The 21,758-nt window shown below is 47.1% G+C and carries 22 protein-coding genes; 17 read left to right on the plus strand and 5 right to left on the minus strand.

From position 1 onward, the window contains the following. Positions 1-3: 3 nt before the first annotated feature. From AA84_RS0109055 to AA84_RS17530, 3 genes are all read left to right on the plus strand, one after another. Positions 4-294 carry a hypothetical protein gene (locus tag AA84_RS0109055; protein WP_010025172.1) on the plus strand — a complete coding sequence of 97 codons (291 nt, stop codon included), beginning with the start codon at positions 4-6 and terminating at the stop codon, positions 292-294. Positions 295-345: 51 nt separating this feature from the next. Beyond that, positions 346-1,626, plus strand: a complete 1,281-nt coding sequence (locus AA84_RS0109060) for an ArsB/NhaD family transporter (RefSeq protein WP_028976929.1) — start codon at positions 346-348, stop codon at positions 1,624-1,626. 200 nt (positions 1,627-1,826) lie between these two features. After that, the gene (locus AA84_RS17530; protein ID WP_051577906.1) at positions 1,827-2,363 is read left to right on the plus strand and encodes a hypothetical protein; all 537 of its coding nucleotides are present in this window, start codon (positions 1,827-1,829) and stop codon (positions 2,361-2,363) included. A gap of 179 nt (positions 2,364-2,542) precedes the next feature. Here the strand turns inward: AA84_RS17530 and pdxR are convergent, their stop codons facing one another. Beyond that, complete coding sequence (gene pdxR, locus AA84_RS0109070; RefSeq protein WP_028976930.1) at positions 2,543-3,946, minus strand: MocR-like pyridoxine biosynthesis transcription factor PdxR; 1,404 nt, start codon at positions 3,944-3,946, stop codon at positions 2,543-2,545. A 109-nt stretch (positions 3,947-4,055) separates the two neighbouring features. Between pdxR and AA84_RS0109075 the strand changes: the two genes are divergently transcribed. The 8 genes from AA84_RS0109075 to AA84_RS0109110 all read left to right on the plus strand — a co-directional run bounded on the left by AA84_RS0109075 (position 4,056) and on the right by AA84_RS0109110 (position 12,016). Continuing rightward, positions 4,056-4,598: a pyridoxamine 5'-phosphate oxidase family protein gene (locus AA84_RS0109075; RefSeq protein ID WP_028976931.1), complete on the plus strand. Its 543-nt coding sequence runs from the start codon at positions 4,056-4,058 to the stop codon at positions 4,596-4,598. An 82-nt stretch (positions 4,599-4,680) separates the two neighbouring features. Continuing rightward, a complete protein-coding gene (locus tag AA84_RS0109080) occupies positions 4,681-5,451 on the plus strand; it encodes an alpha/beta fold hydrolase (protein ID WP_028976932.1) in 771 nt (256 codons plus the stop codon). 387 nt (positions 5,452-5,838) lie between these two features. Next, positions 5,839-7,299, plus strand: a complete 1,461-nt coding sequence (locus tag AA84_RS0109085; RefSeq protein ID WP_028976933.1) for an MFS transporter — start codon at positions 5,839-5,841, stop codon at positions 7,297-7,299. Continuing rightward, positions 7,296-8,462, plus strand: a complete 1,167-nt coding sequence (gene aroC / locus AA84_RS0109090) for a chorismate synthase (protein WP_028976934.1) — start codon at positions 7,296-7,298, stop codon at positions 8,460-8,462. The genes AA84_RS0109085 and aroC overlap by 4 nt, the downstream gene beginning before the upstream one ends. 57 nt (positions 8,463-8,519) lie before the next feature. Continuing rightward, entirely contained in the window at positions 8,520-9,068 is a 549-nt protein-coding gene (locus AA84_RS0109095) for a hypothetical protein (RefSeq protein WP_028976935.1), read from the plus strand. 7 nt (positions 9,069-9,075) lie between these two features. Continuing rightward, the gene (gene aroA, locus AA84_RS0109100) at positions 9,076-10,386 is read left to right on the plus strand and encodes a 3-phosphoshikimate 1-carboxyvinyltransferase (RefSeq protein ID WP_028976936.1); all 1,311 of its coding nucleotides are present in this window, start codon (positions 9,076-9,078) and stop codon (positions 10,384-10,386) included. Further along, the gene (locus tag AA84_RS0109105; protein ID WP_028976937.1) at positions 10,383-11,495 is read left to right on the plus strand and encodes a prephenate dehydrogenase; all 1,113 of its coding nucleotides are present in this window, start codon (positions 10,383-10,385) and stop codon (positions 11,493-11,495) included. The genes aroA and AA84_RS0109105 overlap by 4 nt, the downstream gene beginning before the upstream one ends. Then, complete coding sequence (locus AA84_RS0109110) at positions 11,495-12,016, plus strand: shikimate kinase (RefSeq protein ID WP_028976938.1); 522 nt, start codon at positions 11,495-11,497, stop codon at positions 12,014-12,016. Before AA84_RS0109105 ends, AA84_RS0109110 begins: the two co-directional genes overlap by 1 nt. 99 nt (positions 12,017-12,115) lie before the next feature. Here AA84_RS0109110 and hemG read toward each other — a convergent pair whose 3' ends face one another. After that, positions 12,116-13,498, minus strand: coding sequence for a protoporphyrinogen oxidase (gene hemG, locus AA84_RS0109115; protein ID WP_028976939.1), 1,383 nt, complete (start codon positions 13,496-13,498; stop codon positions 12,116-12,118). Positions 13,499-13,758: 260 nt separating this feature from the next. Between hemG and AA84_RS0109120 the strand changes: the two genes are divergently transcribed. Then, positions 13,759-14,256 carry an AAA family ATPase gene (locus AA84_RS0109120; protein WP_028976940.1) on the plus strand — a complete coding sequence of 166 codons (498 nt, stop codon included), beginning with the start codon at positions 13,759-13,761 and terminating at the stop codon, positions 14,254-14,256. Between the two features lie 70 nt (positions 14,257-14,326). On the opposite strand, the gene AA84_RS0109125 is transcribed toward AA84_RS0109120, so the two are convergent. Continuing rightward, positions 14,327-15,136: a ZIP family metal transporter gene (locus AA84_RS0109125; protein ID WP_010026009.1), complete on the minus strand. Its 810-nt coding sequence runs from the start codon at positions 15,134-15,136 to the stop codon at positions 14,327-14,329. A 957-nt stretch (positions 15,137-16,093) separates the two neighbouring features. On the opposite strand from AA84_RS0109125, the gene AA84_RS0109135 reads away from it, so the two are divergent. The 5 genes from AA84_RS0109135 (at position 16,094) to AA84_RS18640 (ending at position 20,130) form a co-directional block, all read left to right on the plus strand. After that, positions 16,094-17,170, plus strand: coding sequence for a C40 family peptidase (locus AA84_RS0109135; protein ID WP_028976942.1), 1,077 nt, complete (start codon positions 16,094-16,096; stop codon positions 17,168-17,170). A gap of 384 nt (positions 17,171-17,554) precedes the next feature. After that, entirely contained in the window at positions 17,555-18,268 is a 714-nt protein-coding gene (locus AA84_RS17535) for a YczE/YyaS/YitT family protein (RefSeq protein ID WP_010027557.1), read from the plus strand. A gap of 227 nt (positions 18,269-18,495) precedes the next feature. Next, positions 18,496-18,774 carry a hypothetical protein gene (locus AA84_RS19210; RefSeq protein ID WP_028976943.1) on the plus strand — a complete coding sequence of 93 codons (279 nt, stop codon included), beginning with the start codon at positions 18,496-18,498 and terminating at the stop codon, positions 18,772-18,774. A gap of 90 nt (positions 18,775-18,864) precedes the next feature. Continuing rightward, a complete protein-coding gene (locus AA84_RS18385) occupies positions 18,865-19,359 on the plus strand; it encodes a hypothetical protein (protein ID WP_051577908.1) in 495 nt (164 codons plus the stop codon). 600 nt (positions 19,360-19,959) lie between these two features. Beyond that, positions 19,960-20,130, plus strand: coding sequence for a DUF1540 domain-containing protein (locus AA84_RS18640; protein ID WP_010027073.1), 171 nt, complete (start codon positions 19,960-19,962; stop codon positions 20,128-20,130). A gap of 39 nt (positions 20,131-20,169) precedes the next feature. On the opposite strand, the gene AA84_RS0109160 is transcribed toward AA84_RS18640, so the two are convergent. Both AA84_RS0109160 and AA84_RS0109165 read right to left on the minus strand, forming a co-directional pair. Beyond that, positions 20,170-20,658, minus strand: coding sequence for a GNAT family N-acetyltransferase (locus AA84_RS0109160; protein WP_010027072.1), 489 nt, complete (start codon positions 20,656-20,658; stop codon positions 20,170-20,172). 80 nt (positions 20,659-20,738) lie between these two features. Continuing rightward, positions 20,739-21,641, minus strand: coding sequence for a LysR family transcriptional regulator (locus AA84_RS0109165; RefSeq protein ID WP_010027071.1), 903 nt, complete (start codon positions 21,639-21,641; stop codon positions 20,739-20,741). Positions 21,642-21,758 lie beyond the last annotated feature (117 nt).

A 21,758-nucleotide genomic window follows, 5' to 3' on the forward strand; every position in this document is an offset into this window, starting at 1 on the left:
AAAGTGAAGAACTTGACCTATGAGGTGAACAAATCACAAATTTATTTGAAAGAACAAGACGATGCAGGAGATTGTGCATTTATGATTCAGGCAAAGACCAATGATGCGCTGAATCGCTTGCGTCAAATGAAGATTTTTTTTGAGAGCGACAAAGTCTCAACAGACATTTTGTTTTATCCGCAAAAAGACAAGGTGTATCAAGTGATTGTCCGAAAGGAAGTTTACACTGCGTTCATTGTTCACTTATTTCAACTTCAGCTGCTGAAAACAGTTCAATGGAACGGGATAGCATGAAGATCCGCACACGGCTAAAGAGAAGAGAAAACCAACAGGAGGCAGAGCAGCATGGGGAATGAATCGTTACTTGCAATTGGTATCTTTGTACTGACCTATGGACTGATTATTGCTGAAAAAATTCATCGAACGATCATCGCGATGATCGGCGGCGGACTAATGATTGTATTGGGGATCGTCAGTCAGCACGTGGCATTAGCACATATTGACTTTAATACATTGGGCTTGCTGATCGGAATGATGATCATCGTATCAATCACAGCGGAAACCGGATTATTTAAATTCATTGCACTTTGGGCAGCAAAAAAAGTAGGCGGCAGGCCGGTCGCTCTTCTTGTTGTTTTTTCGTTGATTACTGCACTGGGCTCTTCGTTTCTGGACAATGTAACTACAGTTTTGCTGATGGTGCCGGTGACCTTCAGTATTTCAAGAGCACTTAAGGTTTCTCCGATTCCGTTTCTTATTTCAGAGATACTTATGTCGAATATCGGGGGAACAGCAACGATGATCGGCGACCCTCCGAACATCATGATCGGTAGTGCGGTTAAAAGCCTTAGCTTTATGGATTTTATCACGAATCTTGCACCGGTGATCATTATCATTATGGTTCTCACCTTGCTAATTCTTCGGTTTATATATCGTAAACAATTAACAACAACTGATGAAGCGCGGGAACAGATTGCCGCTCTGGATCCGAGCAGTGAGATTGTGGATCGACTATTGCTAATTAAATCTTTAGCTGTCTTGTTGCTGACCATTTCAGGGTTCTTTCTGCATCAGGCATTGGGGTTGGAGACGGCAACTGTGGCGCTGATGGGTGCTTTTCTTCTGCTCCTTTTATCCGGAGAGAAGCAACTTGAACGTGCGTTCCATCAGGTGGAATGGACAACAATTTTTTTCTTTGTTGGGTTATTTGTTCTTGTTGGCGGATTAGAGGAGACCGGGATGATACGTTTGCTTGCAGAGCAAGTGATCCAATTGACCGGAGGCAATCTTGCACCGGCAACTTTTTTAATTTTGTGGATGAGCGGTTTTGCATCCGCATTTATCGATAATATTCCATTTGTAGCGACAATGATTCCCTTGATTCAGGACATGGGCCAAATGGGAGTCAATGATCTGGAACCAATTTGGTGGAGCCTTTCTCTGGGAGCCTGTCTTGGAGGAAATGGAATGCTGATTGGAGCAAGTGCAAATTTAATTGTTGCCGGTTTATCTGGGAAAGAGGGCTATCCAATCACCTTTCTAAGATTTATGAAAATCGGATTACCCGTAATGATTTTGTCACTGGTAATCTCAACGGTTTACATTTATTTTAGGTACTTAACGTAATCGATTGCTGGAATAAAGGAAAACAGCATTAATGTTGTTTTTGAAAACGATACGCGATGAATAGGAAAACGTTTTGAATCAAACCGGTGCAAATTTGTAACTTTGTCGTTGAAAAAGCCGTGTGGTATGGGTAGAGAGGACTTTTGCTAAGCGGCATTTCATTGTATAATAACTGAAACCACATAAATGGAGGTGAGTCTATGCAAATAAAAGACAGCGATTTTCATCAATTGTTTGAACTGGTCACCGATACACGAAAAGTGATTTTGAATTTTAAAGATTCTGTGGACAAGCGCTTTGAAGCGGTGGATGAACGTTTCGATCAAGTGGACAAGCGCTTTGAAGCGGTGGATGAACGTTTTGATCAAGTGGACAAACGTTTTGAAGCGGTGGATGAACGTTTCGATCAAGTGGACAAACGTTTTGAAGCGGTGGATGAACGTTTTGATCAAATGGATAAACGTTTTGAAGCGGTGGATGAACGTTTTGATCAAGTGGACAAGCGCTTTGAAGCGGTGGATGAACGTTTTGATCAAATGGATAAACGTTTTGAAGCGGTGGATGAACGTTTCGACAAGATCGACAAGCATTTTGACACTGTTGATCGCCGATTGAGCAACCTTGAAACCGCTCAATTAGAAACCAATGCACGTCTCTCAAAACTCGAAGCAGGTCAACACAAAACAACGCAGGCACTGACGGCTATTGCTGATGTTCTAAGGGAACACGCAAAATAACTCATGCGTATTAAACGTCATGAATAGCAATAGCACACCATTTCTTTAATTTACTCGACCCTTCCTCTGCAATAAGAATCACATTTGATGTGCGCTCTTCAAGTCCTTATTTTATCTTCAGAAATCGTACTGCGTACATTCGAGCGTCTCGCATAAAACAATCCCTTTTCTAATTGAACTCATTGATAATCATGCAGCCAGGCTTGATGCAAGCGTTGGATGCCCTTTTTGATTTCTTCTGGAGACAATCCGCCGTAGCCAAGCAGAACGGAGGTTTGAAGCTCCTTTTTGTGAAGAACGGCAGAGACTTCGTACACAAGAACACCGACCGATTTCGCCTTCTCAATCAGCACAGCGGCGGGGACTTTACTCTTCACATGGAGGACAATGTGGAGCCCTGCGTCCTGACCGCTTACTGCACAATGGTTACCCATGACCGACTGAATTTCGTTTAAGAGCAGCGCTTGTTTTTTCTTGTACAGCGTCCGCATCCTGCGGATATGCTGCTCCCATTTCCCACTTCTCATAAATAGAGCAAGCGTCTGTTGATGCAGCCGCGACGCACTTTGCCGCCATTCTAGCTGTTGATAGGTGCCGAGAAGTTCGGGCGGCAAGACCATGTAGCTGATTCGAATCGCCGGCATCAGTGATTTAGAAAACGTGCCGATGTAGATGACCCGATTGTGCTCATCAATGCCTTGAAGTGAGGGGATCGGTTTACCTCGATAGCGAAACTCGCCATCATAATCATCTTCAATGATCCATCGCGCCTGCTTGTTGGCCCAGTCGAGCAGCTGAATGCGGTTTGTGATCGGCATCACCATGCCTAATGGATACTGATGTGATGGCGTGATGTAGACCGCATCAACGGGTGCATGCGTTAATTTGTTGATGGACAGACCTTCCTTTTCAACGCTGATCGGTACCAGTTGGATCGGTCGTTTTTGAAGCGAGCGGCGCACGCCTTGATAACCAGGATCCTCCATTGCAATCCGACCGGTTTTCCAATCGATAAGCTGGTAGAGTAGCGCAAGTATGGACGGAGTTCCAGCAGCGATGACAATTTGTTCCGGCATGCATTGGACGCCGCGCGAGCGATGCAAGTAGCCGGCAAGCAATTCTCTGAGGCTAGCTTCGCCTTGATAAGCGCCGTATCCGATCACACTTGGATCTTCAAACAGCCTCTGCTCACATTTCCGCCATGCATTGAGTGGAAAATGGCTGACATCAATCGCGGACATAAAGAAGTCGATGTCAGGCGCTTTTTCACTTGTCCGGTTAAGCTGCTTAGGCTTGATTGTGCGCATCGAACCGGCGGAACGGTTCAGGAACGGGTGATCCATTTTTGCGACAAAATAGCCGCTGCGTGGTCTGCTTTCAAGATAACCTTCCGCGAGCAGCTGCTGGTAGGCCATTTGTACAGTGGTTTTGCTGAGTGCGAGCTGATCTGCCAGATAGCGGATCGAGGGAAGCCGCGTCTGTTCCGGTAAGCCGGCCAACTCAATCTCGCGCTTAAAGTATGCGTAGAGCTGCAGATACAACGGTTCGTTTAAGTGATCATCAAGTTTCGGAATAATTTCCATTACCTTTTCTCCTCTGTACCGGTTAATTTATGCTAATCTGTATCTTTTAAAGGATACAGTGGTTTATATAATATTATAAATGATCAGAATAAAAAAGGCGGTGGTTGACATGCGTGCATTGCGAAAAAAGGCGCTGGAATGTAAGGATACGGATAAAATTAACCAATTTTTAATCAATTCCGAGATTGGGTTTCTAGGCGTTGCCGATGAGGAATACCCTTATGTGGTTCCGCTTAATTATATCTGGCACAAAGATAGAATCTACTTTCATGGCGCGAATGCGGGGAAAAAGGCCGAGCTAATGCGTGCGAATTCCAAGGTTTCCTTCACGGTTTGCGAGGAACTGGGCATCATGACGAGTCCAGTGCCGGCACACACGAGCACCGCATACATGAGTGTGATGATCTTTGGACAAGTGAAGCAGATCGCGGATTGGGATGAAGCGACGGAGGTCATGCAGAAGCTATTAGATAAATATGTTCCGGGTTACTTTGACCGTCCGCTCGCACGCAGTCATGTCGAGAAGTATCGTTCAAAACTGGGCAGCCCGACCACTGTTTACTGCCTGACTCCGGATGTGCTGACGGCAAAAGAGAGTCCGCTTGAGTCGGGACGGAAGTTTGAAGCGGGGATGAAGGCCAGGAAAAAATAAAGGAACGTGGCGGCTGCGCAAGGCATGCTTTGCAGAAGGCATGTTAAAATGAATAAAACGAATCTGCAAAGAGGGATACTCCATGAAAGCATTTTACATTGAAAAGGCACATGCAACCATGCGCTATAATGATTTTCCAGGGCGAGATCAACCGATTGTCTTTATTCATGGACTCGGATGTGCCGGATCATTTGACTATCCTCAAGTCGCGGCTCAGGCAGAACTTCAAAAACATCGCTGCATTATCGTTGACCTTCTAGGGGCCGGCTACAGTGACAAACCGCCGGATTTCAGTTATACCGTAAGCGCACATGCAGAATATCTGGCTGACTTTGTTGCTGCACTTCATTTGCATGATTTCGTGCTGTTCGGGCACAGTTTAGGCGGAGCGATTGCAATCGCACTTGCCGGCAAGTGCCAGGAACGGGTGAATCGCCTCCTTTTGAGTGAAGCAAATCTAGACAAAAGCAGTGAGGGATCAACCAGTAAATGTATTGCTGATTATGAAGAAGATCAATTTCTGAAAAATGGATTTGAAACGTTAATTCAAGACAGCCGCGCGAGCGGAAATCAAATGTGGGCAGCCTCCTTGTCCCTATGGTCGCGCGAAGCGGCCTATCGTCTTTCAAAGTCGGCGGCAAAAGGAGTCGAGCCTTCGTGGCGAAAACAATTCTATGCGCTGGATTGCCCAAAAACATTTCTTTTTGGCGCGAAGTCCCTTCCAGACCCGGATGAACAGATGCTTCGACAGCAGGGCATTGGCGTTGATGTGGTAAAAAATGCCGGGCACTCCATGGCTTGGGAGAATCCAAGCGGGCTGGCTCGGGCAATTGCCAAGGGGATCACGACCTAATCAATCGTGCGGCAATCGTTTCAATCGAAACATCTGAAAATGGTATTGACAACCGTTTCGGTTGGTGTTTAAATTATACGTAATCTCATTTGAAGGGAACGTTAAATGATGCAGACTTGGCAATGGTTTGAAAAAGACTATTACGGCTTCTATTACTACTTTAGGTAGCGTTCGTATCCGCTTCGGGTGCGAACGCAAGATTGCGTGAGCGTCTGAAGTTGGGAAGCTGTAATAGGCAGGCCAACTTAGATGCGAAGTAACTTCGATCTAATTGGTTGCCATTGCAAGTGGAAGAGCATCTTTATTTGGCGTTGTTATAAAACCAGTTGGGTCAATAGATCCGGCTGGTTTATTTTTTTTTTCAGAGAAACAGAAGGGATGAATGAAATGAATCGATCAAACAAAGTCAGACTCAGTCTTATTTTGTATCTGAATTACTTTGTTCACGGCATTGGGCTGATTATTTTGACGCAGAATATGAAGACATTGAGTGGTGAGTGGGGCACGCCGCTTGCCGTCGTTTCTTTTGCAATTTCTGGAATGGGCATCGGCAAGCTGATCGCCTATTACGCACTGGGCAGCTTATCGGATCGTTACGGCCGCAAGGCGTTAGTTGTTTTCGGCATGGGCTTGTATGTGGTCTTTTTTTTCGGTATAACGCTCACGCATGATTTTCATATCGCCTATTTGTTGACCATTCTGGCCGGCATGGCAAATTCGGCGCTGGATTCGGGAACCTATCCAACTTTCCTTGAGATGAACGGTAATAACGGGGCTTACAATATCTTGATCAAGGCCGCCATGTCGCTCGGTGAATTTGTTCTGCCCATCTATATTGGGCTTAATGAAAATCTAGGCGGCTGGTACGGCATGAGCTTTATCATCACCGGTGCGATTTTGCTTATCAATTTGATCTTGATCAGTCGGACCAAGTTCCCGCAGCGGCCAAAAACAGAAAAACAAATCAGCCAGCGTCTGTTCAGTGAACGATTGACCGCACCGAAAATCGGCATGCTCATAATTCTGTCAATCTATGGCTACACGTCAATGGCCGTGATGATTTTGTTTACTCAGTGGATTACCCTTTATGGGATCGATTTTTTGGGAATGAACAACCTTCAGGCGCATTTTCTGCTGTCGCTATACAGTATGGGATCGATTATCGGCGTACTCTTGATTTTCAGCATTCTTCAACGCGGGTTGATTCGCGACATCCGCTTAATTGTGGGATTGAACGGCTTATCTGTGCTTAATCTGCTGGTCATCTGCTTTTCAACGCATCCGCTGCTCGTCAGTATCACCTCTTTTCTTTTCGGAGTCACGGCAGCCGGTGGTGTCATGCAGGTTGGACTGAACATTTTCAGCGCCATGTTCCCACATGCAAAAGGGCGCGTCACCGGCATTTATTTCTCATTCGGCAGCATCGCATTATTTACCGTGCCGATCATTACCGGCATGCTGTCGAAAATCAGCACGGCTGCCGCCTTGCGTTTTGATATCGTGCTCGCACTCATTTCCCTAGTCATCTGGGTGATCGGACATCGTCTGATGGATAGCATTGAATCGTCAGATCTTAGCCGTGAACGCAGGCAAATCAATAGCATTGATTTCTTCATTCTGAAGCTGTTGCAGCGGCGTTTTAAGCATGTGCGGGCGATCGGTTTGAAAAAAATCCAGCAAAACGGTACGATTTTCGATTCGGCACGGGAAAAAGAAATTCTTGATAAAATTGAACAAAAGATCCGCGATAAAGAAAACAGCAGATACTACCAATCCATTTTTAAGAGTATTATGACCAGCTCGAAAAACTATCAATCCGAGATTCAAGAGAAAGGAAGAGTTCAATGATCTACTTAACAGCCGGCGAATCACACGGGCCGGAACTGACCGGGGTGATCGAAGGATTCCCGGCAGGATTAACTTTGTCGGTTGAAAAAATAAATGAGAAATTGCATGCACGCCAGTGTGGGTACGGCCGCGGCTATCGGCAAAAAATTGAAAAAGACGAGGTGAAAATCACATCCGGTGTGCGTCACGGCGTCACGCTCGGCTCACCGATTACGTTGCGCATTGCCAATATCGATCACAAACATTGGGGCGAGGTCATGAAGCCAATCGGTGCACCGGACCCTGAGGTCGCGATGCGGGAAGTCAAGAAGCCGCGTCCCGGGCATGCCGATCTGGTCGGCGGGATGAAATACGGACATCGCGATTTGCGTAATGTGCTGGAACGGTCTTCAGCACGCGAAACGGCAATGCGCGTTGCTGTCGGTGCGGTTTGCACGCAGCTGCTCAATCAATTGGGGATAACGATTGCCGGATATGTGCGTAGCATTGGTCCAATCGAAGCCGATGGTGAGCGTTTGCTTTCTCCAGACGAAATTGAACAGGCGCTCGCCCTTAACGATCTGCGTATCGTTGATCAGGACAAGGTTCAGCAGATCCATGAATTGATCGATCAAATGAAAAAAGCGGGGGACACCCTCGGAGGCGTCGTTCGTGTCGTTGCCTCGAACGTACCTGCCGGTCTCGGCAGCTACATCAGCTGGAATGAAAAATTGGACGCCAAAATTGCTGCTGCAGTGCTGGGGATCAATGCCTTTAAAGGGGTCTCATTCGGCGATGGTTTCGAGCTGAGCAGACGCTCCGGCAGTGATGTGATGGATCAGATCTATTGGGACAAGGAGCAAGGCTGGTGCCGAAGCAGCGACCATCTTGGCGGATTCGAAGGTGGAATGACCAACGGTATGCCGATTATTGTCAATGCGGCGATGAAACCGATCCCGACACTCTATAAGCCGCTGCACAGCGTGGCGATCGACAGCAAAGAAGAACAAAAAGCCAGCATCGAGCGCTCGGATGTGACGGCAATTGTCCCAGCATCACTCATTATCGAATCGGTTGTTGCCATTGAACTGTGCAAAGTCATTCTCGATACGTTTGACTGCAGTCGTTTTCATCGCTTGAAGAAGCAATACAGCGACTATTGCGAAGAACTGAAAAACTATTAATGAATCATTGTCTCGTCGAGTTTTATAGACTGGGGACAGAACGAAGGAGTGCTGAGCGTGATTATCCATACTTTAGGACCTGCAGAAACGGACAGCTGCGAAGCGGCGTCGGACTATCTTCGGCATCAGTGTGACGATGGACGTCTCGTACTCCATGACAGCTTCGAGTCCGTGATCAATCATTTGGATGCGTTTGTGGGCGATTTTCTGCTCATACCGGCAGCATTTAAATCCTCGCGCAGAAACATTGATTGGGCGGATGTTCATTACGGCTATTTGGAGCAGTTGAAACTGATCGACTGTTTTCACGCTCAACTTGATCCGCTTGTATTAGTCCGCAGGCAGGATGCGGCTCATGCCATTGCCTATACACATCCGGCAACGGTCGCCTTATTAAAGAAGTACTTGCAGAACAGTGACCGCTCGGTGGAAATTCGTTACACGAACAGCAAATATTTAGCTTACCAGAACTATCGGTTAAACCACGCTCAACTTGTTGTGACCAACAAGAAAATCATCAGTCTTGGCGAGCAAGAAACGATTGAAAAAACCTATGCGGTTGATATGGTTTGGTGCGTGTACAAAATATTGAAGCAATCAAGGTGAATGTCAGATGAAAAAATTAACAACAACGATTCGCAAGGGACTTCATGGTCAGCTCCATGTTCCAGGAGATAAAAGCATTTCCCATCGAAGTATCATTTTCGGTGCGATCAGCAGCGGTGCGACTGAAGTCAGTAATTTTTTGCCGTCTGATGACTGTATCACAACGATTCAGGCGTTTCGGGACATGGGTGTTGTGATCGAACGCAGCAGTGATCATGTTCGTGTACACGGAGCACCGAATGGTCTGAAGCCGCCGCGCCATCCGCTGAACATGGGCAATTCCGGGACAACAACCCGGCTTCTGCTCGGATTACTGAGCGGGCAGCATTTTACGACGGAGCTATTTGGCGACGCATCGCTAAGCAGGCGGCCAATGCGACGGGTCACTGAGCCGCTTTCCCAAGCCGGTGCACGTTTTAAAGTCGGCGAAAAAGGGACGCTGCCCATTACCGTTTTTGGGCAGCAAAATCTCAAAACGCTCAACTACCGTTTACCGGTCGCCAGCGCTCAAGTGAAAAGCGCCCTGATTTTGGCCGCATTGCAGACGCGCGGTGAATCGACCATCATTGAGAAACTGCAAACCCGCGATCATACGGAACGGATGCTCAAGGCTTTTGGCGGTGAGATTTATCAGGACGGACGGACAATTCAAGTGATGGGGAAACCGCAACTGATCGGGCAAAATGTTACGGTACCGGGTGATTTGTCTTCGGCTGCTTTCTTTCTTACTGCGGCGGCACTGCTCCCGGGCAGCGAGGTGACGTTGAAAAATGTTGGACTTAATCCAACGCGTACCGGTTTCCTGGATGTATTAAATCGAATGGGTGCTTCCGTCGACGTGCTTAACGAAAAGGAACAGGTGGAGCCGTCCGGTGATCTGCGGGTGCGCCATTCCCATTTAAAAGCAATTCATCTGTCACAGGAAGATATTCCAAGCGTTATTGATGAACTGCCTTTGGTTGCTCTGCTGGCCACTCAGGCGAAAGGAACAACACTCATTACCGGTGCGGAAGAGCTACGCGTCAAAGAAACGGATCGTATTGCAGTTGTTGCCGAAGAACTGACGAAGCTCGGCGCTCGCATCGAAGAACTGCCTGATGGTTTGATCATTCATGGACAGACCGCATTGAACCCCCAGATGAGTGATCGGGCCGATACACATGGCGATCACCGAATCGGGATGATGCTGGCGGTTGCGGCGCTGCTCTGCGACCGTTCGCTTTATTTGGAAAACGAGGCGGCCATTAATATTTCTTATCCCGGCTTTTTTGACGATCTTAAGCAGCTGCTCTGCGAAGAGGGGACTGAGGAGCGATGAAAACGATTTTAATCGATGGCTTGGGACTTATCGGCGGATCGATTGCGCTGGCGATTCGCAAGAAATGGCCGGATGAGCGGATTGTTGCTGTCGATGTCAGCCCCGATGTGCTTGAGCACGCAAAACGGTCCGGAATCATTGATGAGGGTTCGCTGCAGCTTAACGAAGTTGCCGCCAACGCCGATGTGATCGTGCTGTCTGCACCGGTCGGGATTATTATTGACCATATCAAAACGCTTGCAGAACTGAGCCTGAAACCTGAAGTCATTGTGACCGACGTCGGCAGTACGAAGCAAGCGATCATGCAGCACGCACAGAAACTTACGGAAAAAAAGGTTATTTTTATCGGCGGGCATCCGATGGCCGGCTGGCACAAGACGACGATACGTGCTGCCCGTGCAGATTTGTTTCAGAGTGCCTATTATTTTCTGATCAACGATACGCTGATTGATGAGCGGCATCAAGCGGCTGCCCGTGCGCTGCAAGAGCTGCTGTCCGAATTGTCCGTCAAATGGCTGACGGTTTCCGCCAGCCGGCATGATCGGATCGTGGCACAGATCAGTCACCTCCCGCATATCTTGGCTTCCGGATTGGTGAACATGTCCCAGAATGAATTTCGAAATTCGCCGCTTTCGTTGAAATTGGCTGCAGGAGGATTCAAGAGCATTACACGGATCGCTTCGTCTGATCCAACGATGTGGACAGACATTCTGCTCAGCAATCGCGAAACGCTTATTGATAAAATTGATCGGTTTAGCCAGTGTTTGGATGAGGTTAGACAAGCACTAGCGGCTTCCGACCGTGAATCGATCCGGACGTTTTTTAAAGAAGCGAAAGTCACGCGCGACAATCTTAATGCACAGACCGGCGCGCATGCACCGAACTTTTACGACTTATTTCTTAATCTCCCGGATTGCATTGGTTCGCTAGCCCGCGTAACGCGGATTTTAGAGAACGCAAAGATCAATTTAGTAAATATTCATATTCTGGAAATCCGTGAAGACGTGGCCGGGGTGCTGCAGTTGTCATTTTCCAATCAGGAAGACCGGTTGCAGGCAAAATGTGAACTGGACCGGCACGGATTACCAACCATCCGAGGTGACCAATAATGGCGCAATGCATTTTAATCGGCTTCATGGGCAGCGGCAAAACGACGGTCGGTCGTCTCATGGCGGAGACGACCCATACGCCGCATTTGGATTTGGATGAGCTGATTGTTGCTCAATCCGGCCAGTCGATCAATCAAATTTTTGCCGCGCATGGCGAAGCATACTTTCGCGATCTTGAATCGCAAGTGCTGCGCTCGGCAATGCAGGCTGAGGGCATCCTATCGACAGGTGGAGGCACACCGGTTCGTGAAGAAAACAGGAAGATTTTGGTGCAATCAGGTATTCCGGTTATTTTCCTGAAAGCCTCACCGGAAGTCATTCGCGCTCGGCTGAAAGAAGTATCGGACCGGCCGTTGCTGCGTAAACTGTCTGCTCAGCAGTTCGTACACTTGCATGAGGAGCGCGAGGCGTATTATGCGCAGGCAGCAGATTTGACGGTCATTACGGATCATCGGAAGCCTGCAGGCATTGTCCGTGAAATCTTATCACGTGCAGAATTATTAGAGTCCAAGAGAAAATAGGCCTGCACAAACAGACCGGGATACATTCAAAATGAACCAAAGCTGAGGCGAAGGCATGTGCGCTTCAGCTTTGGTTCGACGTCTGACGCTTTAAGTCGATTAGCTGCGTGTATGCTCAAGAATGCTGAGATAATGAACCACTTGTTCAGCAGTCTGTCGGGCATTTTCTGTACAATCCGGAAGCCCGACTCCGTGAAGCATGGCCCCACAAGCGAAGACGCCGTCAATTTTGCTAAGTGCGTTTTCAAACGCGTGAACGCGCTGTTGGTGATTGACGGTATATTGCGGCATGTTGTCGATTTGCCGCGTGACGATCGAGAACAGCGGTGTGCCGATTCGACTGATCATTCGCAAATCAGCAAGGGCTGCTTGCGCAATGGCCGCATCGCTTTGCTGAACGATTGCTTGATCCTCAGGTGTGCCGACATAGGTACGTACGAACGCATAACCGTCTGGTGCCAAATGCGGCCATTTTCGATCCATAAAGCTGCAGGCCGTGATGTGCAGCTGCTCTTTTCGCGAAACCACATAGCCCGTGATACCCAATGCTTCAACTTCTTCTTTTTTAAAAGCAAAGGCAACGGTTGCGGTTGAGGAACGTTTATCATTAGAAAGTGCCCATGCTTCCGGAAAATGAAGCAGTGGGCCAAATTGTTTTGGAGAAGCAGCTAAAAGGATTGCATCGGCATTCAAAACGCTACCGTCTTCGAGCGTCACACAGCCAGCATTAATTTGCGAAACCGTTGTGTTCCGCCTGACCTCGTCGGCATAGTCCGCAAGTTTTTCGGTCAGCGTGCTTAGTCCGCCTGACAGTGAGACAAAGGCACCGGTCTTGTTCGTGATCGCCTCTTTCGGTTTGGGTGGGCGTAGCGTTTTCATACCCAGAATCAGGCTGCGATGTTTTTTCTCAATGGAAACAAACTGCGGCAGGGTTTCCTCCAGACTCATATCAGAAAGATCGCCGTTATAGATACCGGAAAGAAGCGGTTCAATCATGTTGGCGACCAGTTCTTTTCCAAGGCGCCTTTCAAAGAATGTGCGGACGGACAGGTCTCGGTCTTGGTAGACATGCGGAATCAGCAAGTCCATTGCCGCACGCAATTTGCCCCACGGACTGACAAGTCCGGTTGTCACCATTGGCAGCAGCTTTGTCGGCACACCCATGACGGCCCCTTTTGGCATTTTCCTCAGACGGCGATTCACATAAATCGAATAGCCGCCGAGTTTGGAATGAACAAGCTGATCGCCGAGGCCAATCGCTTTGATGAGATCGGTCAACCCCTTCCTACGGGCCATATACCCTTCAGGACCGCATTCAATGGTGAAGCCGTCTTTATAAATCGTTTTGATTTTTCCGCCGATTCGATCGGCTGCTTCCAGTACCGTCACATGGACATTCGGTTTGTGACGTTTTATGTAAAAGGCTGCCGCGAGTCCTGAAATACCGGCACCGACAATGATTATTCGCTGTTTGGCTGTCATACTGATCCCCCGCTTACGCATCATGCATTCGATCTCTATTTTAACACGATTCATGAGAAGAACCGTACCAAAAGCATTGATAGGATCCCCAATAGTTGTCCGCTGAAGCATCAAAAAAGTTTATAATGAGAAGGATTTGTTGAACGGGGAGAAGCGACCGATCCTGAAATCAATACGAGCACATAAGCGCTCGGGCGCAGGCGGGTGTCTGAAGGCCCAAGGGCGATGGATCAGCTTCATAAAAGGTAAGGGGAATGGCGATGAAAAAACTAATTATGATTAACGGAACCATGGGAGTTGGAAAAAGCACCGTCTCCGAGCAGCTGAGCAAACAGCTGAAGCCAAGCGTCTACTTGGATGGAGATTGGTGCTGGAAGATGAATCCATGGGTGTTCAGTGAAGAGAACAAACGGATGGTGCTCAGTAATATTACCTATCTGTTGAATGCGTATATCGCCAATTCCTGCTTCGACTACATTATTTTTTGCTGGGTCATGCATCAAGACCAGATCATTGAAGAAATTTTGAAACGCCTCCAGGGTGACTATGAGCTGCATAAAATGACACTGATGTGCAGGAAAGAGGTGCTGCGTGCGCATATCCTGCACGATGTGAAAAAAGGAATCCGTTCGATCAGCTCCGTTGAAGCAAGCATTGAGCGACTGCCGCTCTATGAAAAAATGAGCACAGTTAAAATTGATGTCAGTGAAATCAGTGCTGCGGAAGCGGCGATGCAGATTGTGCAGCGGGTTAAGTGACTGCGCCTTTGTCGATTACGCACCGATCGCGCCGATTTTTCGCTAAATAAACATTTGTTTAATACCGGTATTATCCGAGTGCGACATCCAGCATCATCATGACGGAAAAACCGACCATGGTTGCTGCCGTTGCCAGATCGGTCGATCCTTCGCGTTGTGATTCGGGAATCAATTCTTCGATAACAACGAAAATCATGGCGCCGGCAGCAAAGGACAGGGCATAGGGCAGAATCGGCGTGACAAGAATGACGAGATAGGCACCGATGACCGCAAAGATCGGTTCGACAATTGCCGACATTTGTCCATACCAGAAGCTCTTTGTCCGGGAGAAGCCTTCACCGCGCAACGGGATAGAAACAGCAGCGCCTTCAGGAAAATTCTGAATGCCGATCCCGAAAGCGAGAACCATGGCGGCGATAAGCAATTCGTGTTGGCCGGCAACAACCGCACCAAAGGCAACACCAACCGCCGCACCTTCCGGAATATTGTGAATGGTAATCGATAACACGAGCAGAAAGGTTTTGCGCAGGTGTGTTTTTGGGCCTTCTTTATCGGTAACCGGCATACCAAGGTGCAGATGTGGTGTGACCCGGTCAACGAGGCGCAAGAAGGCACCTCCGAGCAGAAAGCCAACTAAAGCAGGAACAAAGGAGAGCTTGCCTAAGTGGGCACTCATCTCAATCGCCGGTGCAATCAGCGACCAGAAGCTGGCCGCAATCATGACGCCGGCTGCGAAGCCGAGCATCACATTCGCCATTTTTTTATCAAGATTTTTAAAGAAGAACACGAGCGCCGCACCTGCAGCGGTACAGCCCCAGGTAAACAATCCGGCCAACAGGGCGAGAAAAACGGGGTTCAATGTGGACAGTGTGCCAAGCAACAGGCAAAACCACCTTTTTCTTATTATTTTATCATAGAAAGCATGCGCTTATCGAGAAATGAGCCGATCCGATGAATGAAGATTACCGTGATTGATCGCGTCAATTGCTCCTAAATCGTTATTATTTCATTTCTGGTTCATTTTGATTAACGTTCTTCATTTTTCATCAGGCACAATACATTTGATACGCTCGGATCGCCCGCGGTCGCGCTCTGTTGATGCGAGCAACCTGAGTGTCGTTCGTGCACAGCATTGACGGTTCAAAACCGCGTCCTGTGAAAGTGAATAGACGGAAAAAGTTCTCTTAATTAGAAAATAAAATAAAAAATAGCTTAATAGACGGAGAGATTCCGCTTATCAACTTAAAAGACGTGAAAATGGGGAATTTTGCTTTGCATAAACGGAAAACCTCCCCTTATTATCCCCGAAACGCGCTCCATTCTGCAGATAACCGAAAAAACTCCGCTTATTTTACGAGATACTTAATGAAGGATCAGAATACTTAATGAAACGGAAGTGAGATGAAATGGAGATCGTTTTTATTCGCTCACAAATGGCCAAGAACCCCCTCATGCTCTGGCGCCTGCGGGATCGCGCGTTGTTGATGCGTGCCAGCAAGACCCCGCAGATTCCTGCCTGTCTGAGGAGGCTCTTGGACTGCCCGCGGCAAGCGAGCAATCGGAGCGTACACAAAAACCAGGATGGTTTGAGGACCAAGTACAGCTTGGTTTGTCTTACCAACAATACCCATTAATGTTTTCCAATGTTAACCATGTGAATATATAGCGCAAATATGAAGTTTGATGGCGTTTTTTGTAATCAGATTGTATCGGTGCTGTCAATAGGATGTTATTGGAATGCAACGTCCGGAGCCTATGATTAATGGTGTTGAAAAAGTTCATAAACACTGAGAAACAAAGAGATACTTTTAGAGCTCGCAATGGAGGTAGACAACTTATGAAAAAAAGCATCCTTTCCGTAGCACTAATCGGCGGGTTGACAGTTACAGGTCTCGGAACACATCAGGCACAAGCAGCTTCAGGAGCATCGGTTGTAAATGTAGCTGAACAGGGCGTTGGTTCATCTTATACATGGGGGCAAAATGACTGCTCCGGATTCACGCAACGCGTATTTTCAAAACTAGGCGTGCAGCTGCCGCATAGCTCGGCCGGCCAAGCGGGTTACGGCACAGCCGTCAGCCGTGGGGGTCTGCAGCCGGGTGATCTTGTCTTCTTCAATACGTCAGGCAGCGGCATTTCTCATGTTGGCATCTATGTCGGCAATAATCGGATGATCAGTGCGGAGACGGAGAAAACGGGGGTTCGCGAAACACAAATCTTTGGTGGAGGAGCCTCTAGCTATTGGGAGCCGCGTTTTGTGACTGCGCGAAGAGTTGTCGCCGGCCAATCCGTTTCGCAGCAGGCAGCAGAATCAACGCCCGCATCATCAACGGCGCCGGCGCCATCCGCTTCATCAGCGCCTGCACAATCAAGTTCAGATAAGGCAGCTTCTGCAGCTTCCGATTCAACGACTCACGTGTCTCAGCCTGCATCGGCTCAGCCAAGTGGTGCGAAGAATCAAACGAGTGATGATCAGAAGAGGACACCGGTCGCACAGCCGTCTTCCTCAGCGCAGCAGACGACCCAAACAGCCAAGAGCAGTGTTTCTAAAAAAACACCGTCGGCTCCATCCGCATCGGTGCGGCAGCCAAGTGCAAGTGCTTCTTCAGCTTCACAAGGAACAGTAAAAAATGGCAGTTACATCGTACGCGTCGGCGATACGCTTTGGGAAATCTCAAATCAAAACGGCATCTCCGTACAAAAGCTGCAACGTTTGAACGACCTATCCGACACGATGATCCATCCGGGACAGAAGCTCAACCTGCAGGATCCGCAGCAAACCTATACCGTTAAATCCGGTGATTCGCTTTGGGCCATTGCCGATAAGCATGACACAACCGTCAAACAGTTAATGACGGCAAATCATCTGGATTCGGATCTGATCTATCCGGAAGATCACCTGACGATCAAATAAGGAAAGCATTGGTGATATAGCCATCCTCCGAACAGAACAGGATTGAGGATTAAAGACCGGGCATTTTTTGCCCGGTCTTTTCATGTTTTCGGACGTTTTGCTGATTGACCGAAACAAGCGAAGCCGCTAAATGCTAGGCGAGCGCAACTTTTTTTATTAGATAAGGGGGGCAACCGTTTAAGATGCGCAAAAAGAATTACGATAAAAAAGTATTTTTTCATCATTCCCATTGATCCCGCGTGCAGAAAGTAATACGCTAGCTAAAGTATGTCGGTAAACCTTTTTGTCCTTGGGATGAAGAGGAGTGATCCGGCACGGACAACGTCACTCAACCAGTGATGCTTGAAACGAAGCATCAGATTGATACAAGAAAGGAACATTTTCGTGGTTGCCAATCATGCTGTACCTGTACGTACCAGAAGACAAAGTGAAAATCTGATTTACTTTGCCCTTTCAATTCTTTTTAATTCTTTAGGCAATGCATTGACCGTTGCGCTTAATCTTGGCAGTGCGCTGTGGACGGCTTCTGCAGTGAATTTTACTTTTATTACAGGCATTCCGCTTGCTGTCGTACTGTTTGCATTCGGTGTGGCTGTCATTATTGCCAATGCTGTGATTATCGGCAAACTGGACTGGCACCGCATCATAGGGAACGTCATCTTCATGGTTCCGTTCAGCTATTTAATCGGGATACTCAGTAATTACTTGATCTTGTGGGGGATAAACGATCTTCCGTTGATTGTCCGAGTGGTGATGGATTGTTTCGGTGTTTGCCTCATTTCACTTGCCATTTCGATCTATCAACGTGTGAATCTCATGCTTCATCCTGTTGATGACTTGATGCAGATCATCCGCTTTAAGTATTTTAAAGGGAGCGCGACAATTGCTCAGCTAGTGACCTTCATGCCGCCAATCCTCATCACCGTGATCTGCTGGATCATCGGTCAGCACCTGCTTGCGATAAATATCGGAACAATTTTCGCATTGCTGTTCCAAGGTTCACTTGTTGGCGTGTTTGATAAGATTGTTTTTCCTTCATTAAAACATCAGAATCTTGACCACGGCGAAACCAAGAATGACGATCGCGTGCATTCATGAGAAAACGCAAACGACCCTGAATCGGAAAAAGCTGTTTCACTAGTCAGTAGTGAAACAGTTTTTTTCAGGCTTGAATTTACACTTTAAGTGCAATTAAAAGGACTTAAACCGATCGAAGAAGTTGAGAAACACTTGCAACAGCATAATAGCTAGCTGAACCATTATTATAAAAAAAGAAATTCATCGTTTCTGGTAGAAGAAATCCCCGAATCGGAGGAGTAATCTTAATGGATACGGCATTGGATGAAGCACAGGAATTTGTAGAACAAGACCCATTTTTAATTCATGAGATTGCCACGTATTCGTTTGTTGAATTTATGCCGTTGATTATGCGCAGCATCCGAATCATTACGAGACGCAAGGCGGAAACAATACATCTGCGACGCTTTTCGTTGGTACATGTAAGGATGGCACCTATGACGATGTATCTGCAAGTCCTGAAAAAATATACACGAGAGTGCAGCTGCACAAAAAATGGAAGGTTCGTGATGGTAAACGATTTCTAAATGAAACGGTTGTTGGAATACTCCGAAAACACTTTTGGTTATAGCCGAATGGATGTATAATAACAGAAATCACACAAAAGGAGGGACGGTATGACTGACAAGGAAAGTGAATTTCACCAACTTTTTGAGGTGCTCACAGACACGAGAAAAATTATGTTGGATTTTAAGGGAAGCGTAGACAAGCGGTTTGACGCGATAGATCAACGCTTTGAATCAATGGACAAACGCTTTGAATCAATGGATCAACGCTTTGAATCAATGGACAAACGCTTTGAATCAATGGATCAACGCCTTGAATCAATGGATCAACGCTTTGAATCAATGGACAAACACTTTGAATCAATGGATCAACGCTTTGAATCAATGGACAAACGCTTTGAATCAATGGACAAACACTTTGAATCAATGGACAAACGTCTAAGTGAATTGAGTGACGGACAATCGATTATGAACCACCGGATCGGAAACTTGGAAACGGCTCAAATTGAAACGAATGTCCGCCTATCAAAGATTGAAGCCGCTCAAGATAAGACTACGAAAGCGTTCATGACTATTGTGGAATTATTTAATGAACATTCCAAGTAAGGATTTGTTATTTGCTTTTATCCATCATACTGGTGTTTTGTTGACTCCTCAAGAAAGATTACTTCACGTTAATTACTCCCGATGATCGCCCAACGAATCCAAGTAAAATAGATTCATTTCTCTTATTTTCAATGAATGAGGCGGGTCCATACACGTCTATGCCTGCCATATTATGCATCACCTATTAATGCTTAAAACTTGAAATACCAAAAACGACCTTCAAACCTTGTCCAATAAGAAAAATTGCTACTTTTAAACACAAAACTGTCAATTAAAATAAGTAAAAACACCAACATAGAGGGAATCCACCATATCAGTTCATACCACTTGTGAATAAAATTCATCTTTTCAATCCTGCTAATAATTAAAAAAATTATAACAAAAAGCATGGAAATGAAATAGTTTCGATTCTTGGTCATTTTCTGTGAAACATCAATGGTTTGGGAGCGTGAAAAAATCGTGAATACCTATGAGAATTGTCTTTTTAACGCCATTCGTTGAGGCTTTAGATTGAATTTACCCACCCTTGTCTTGCTGGAAAAGGGGCCGCTGCATGTATTTCGGGTGGGTGATCATAATAATCGTGGGAGGTGATCCGCTTTGGCAAAAGATGTACTGTGCGAAGTAAACAACTGCACGTTCTGGGATGAAGGAAACCACTGTTCCGCAAACGCGATTTATGTGGTGAGTCACAAAGGAAACCAAGCATCAAAAACCGAAGAAACCGACTGCAAAACGTTTAAACCGGAACACTCGAAAGTTCATCACTAATGGCATGTTGAATGAGGCGGGAGCGCGGATGCTCTCGCCTCATTCGTTTAACGGTTTATCCATATTGAACCACTTCATGCCGCCGTGCTCGGATGCGGCGATGCCTTGGTTGGTGTAGCCGTTCTTCTCGTAAAAAGGGATAAGAAATTGGCGGCAGGTAAGGGTCACCGTCAAGCGATCTTTTTCACGGGCTTTATCCTCCAATGCGCGCAGGAGCTGGGAGGCAATGCCTTTTCCTTGGCAATTCGGCGCGACGACAAGTCCGAGGATGCTCTGATAGCCGCCGCGATCCGGATTGGGTATGGTTTGTTCAAACAGGTCATCGGTAATATGCGGCATGGAAATGACCGGTCCGTTGACGTAGCCAATGATTTGATTCATTTCTTCAGCGACGAGGAACGTGTCGGGGATGGTTTCAATACGGGTGATGAATGCTTGCTTGGTTGCGGCTTCTTCCGGAGTAAAACCGCTGTTTTCCAGTTCGATGAGCTGCGCTAAATCTGATTTGCGGACTTTTCTGATCTTCATGACGTTTCTTGTCTCCTTTAGGTGTTTTCGGAAGTGCTGCATGCGCAAGGGCGATTGGCGAACCGTCACCAGGCATACGTTTAATGGCCGGATTCTTGACGAAAGAGATCAATAAATCGCTTTGCTTTTTTCGTTAAGTAGCTGTCTTTCAGCCAGATGATGCCAACCTCCGACCGAGCCGTGATATCCGGCAGCTCGAACATGTCGATGTCGGCGATGGAAAAGGCGGTCAGAACAGATTTCGGTAAAATCGTGACGCCGATTCCGGCTGTGACGAGTGCAATGGTTATCGATACACTGGAACATTCACAGATGATATTCGGTTTAAAGCCGAGGCGGAGGCATTCGTTTACGATTTTTTCATTGAGTTGAACCGTCTTATCGCTTTTTAGAGCGATCAGTGGTGTCGCTGCCAAATCTTTCAGACGAAAATGAGATTTGGCTTGCTGCCATTTTCGATTCTTAGGGACGATCATCACAAACGGATCGGACGGCAGATGCAACGTCTCGTATTTGGCGTGATCATCGTTTGATTCAAACGGCAGGCGTGTGACGACGAGTTCAATACTGCGGTCGGCCAAATAGTCGCCCAAAACAACATGGTCTCCTTCGAGAATTTTGAAGGTGACGTGCGGATAGCGGTCTCGAAAACAGGCGATTTTCTCAGGAAGAAGGGAGGCGCATGAAAAGACAGAACCGATATTGAGCCGTCCTTGAAGGCCCATGTCGATTTCTTTGACTTCTGTGATGGTGTCGTCCATTTGCCGAAGCATATCTTTTGCATGTTTCTGCAGGGTTTCGCCGGCTTCAGTCAGGCGCATCCGCTTGCCTTGTCGGTCAAACAAGGCGACGCCGAGCTCTTCTTCAATCAATTTCAGCTGCCTGCTGAGCGGTGGCTGTTCTATAGATAATTTTTTCGCGGCACGCGTAATTTGTCCTTCTTTGGCAATCGCCAAAAAGTAGCGGAGCTGTCTCAAGTCCATGTTCCTTCACCTTCTTATGTATACTTAAAAGGTATGTTAACGAGATAAAACAGATAGTTAATGTATGGTTAAACGAATGATATCATAAAAGAAACGAATCGAGAAGGGGGGACGCTG

The organism is Sporolactobacillus terrae DSM 11697 (genome assembly GCF_000648615.1).
GTDB lineage: Bacteria > Bacillota > Bacilli > Bacillales > Sporolactobacillaceae > Sporolactobacillus > Sporolactobacillus terrae.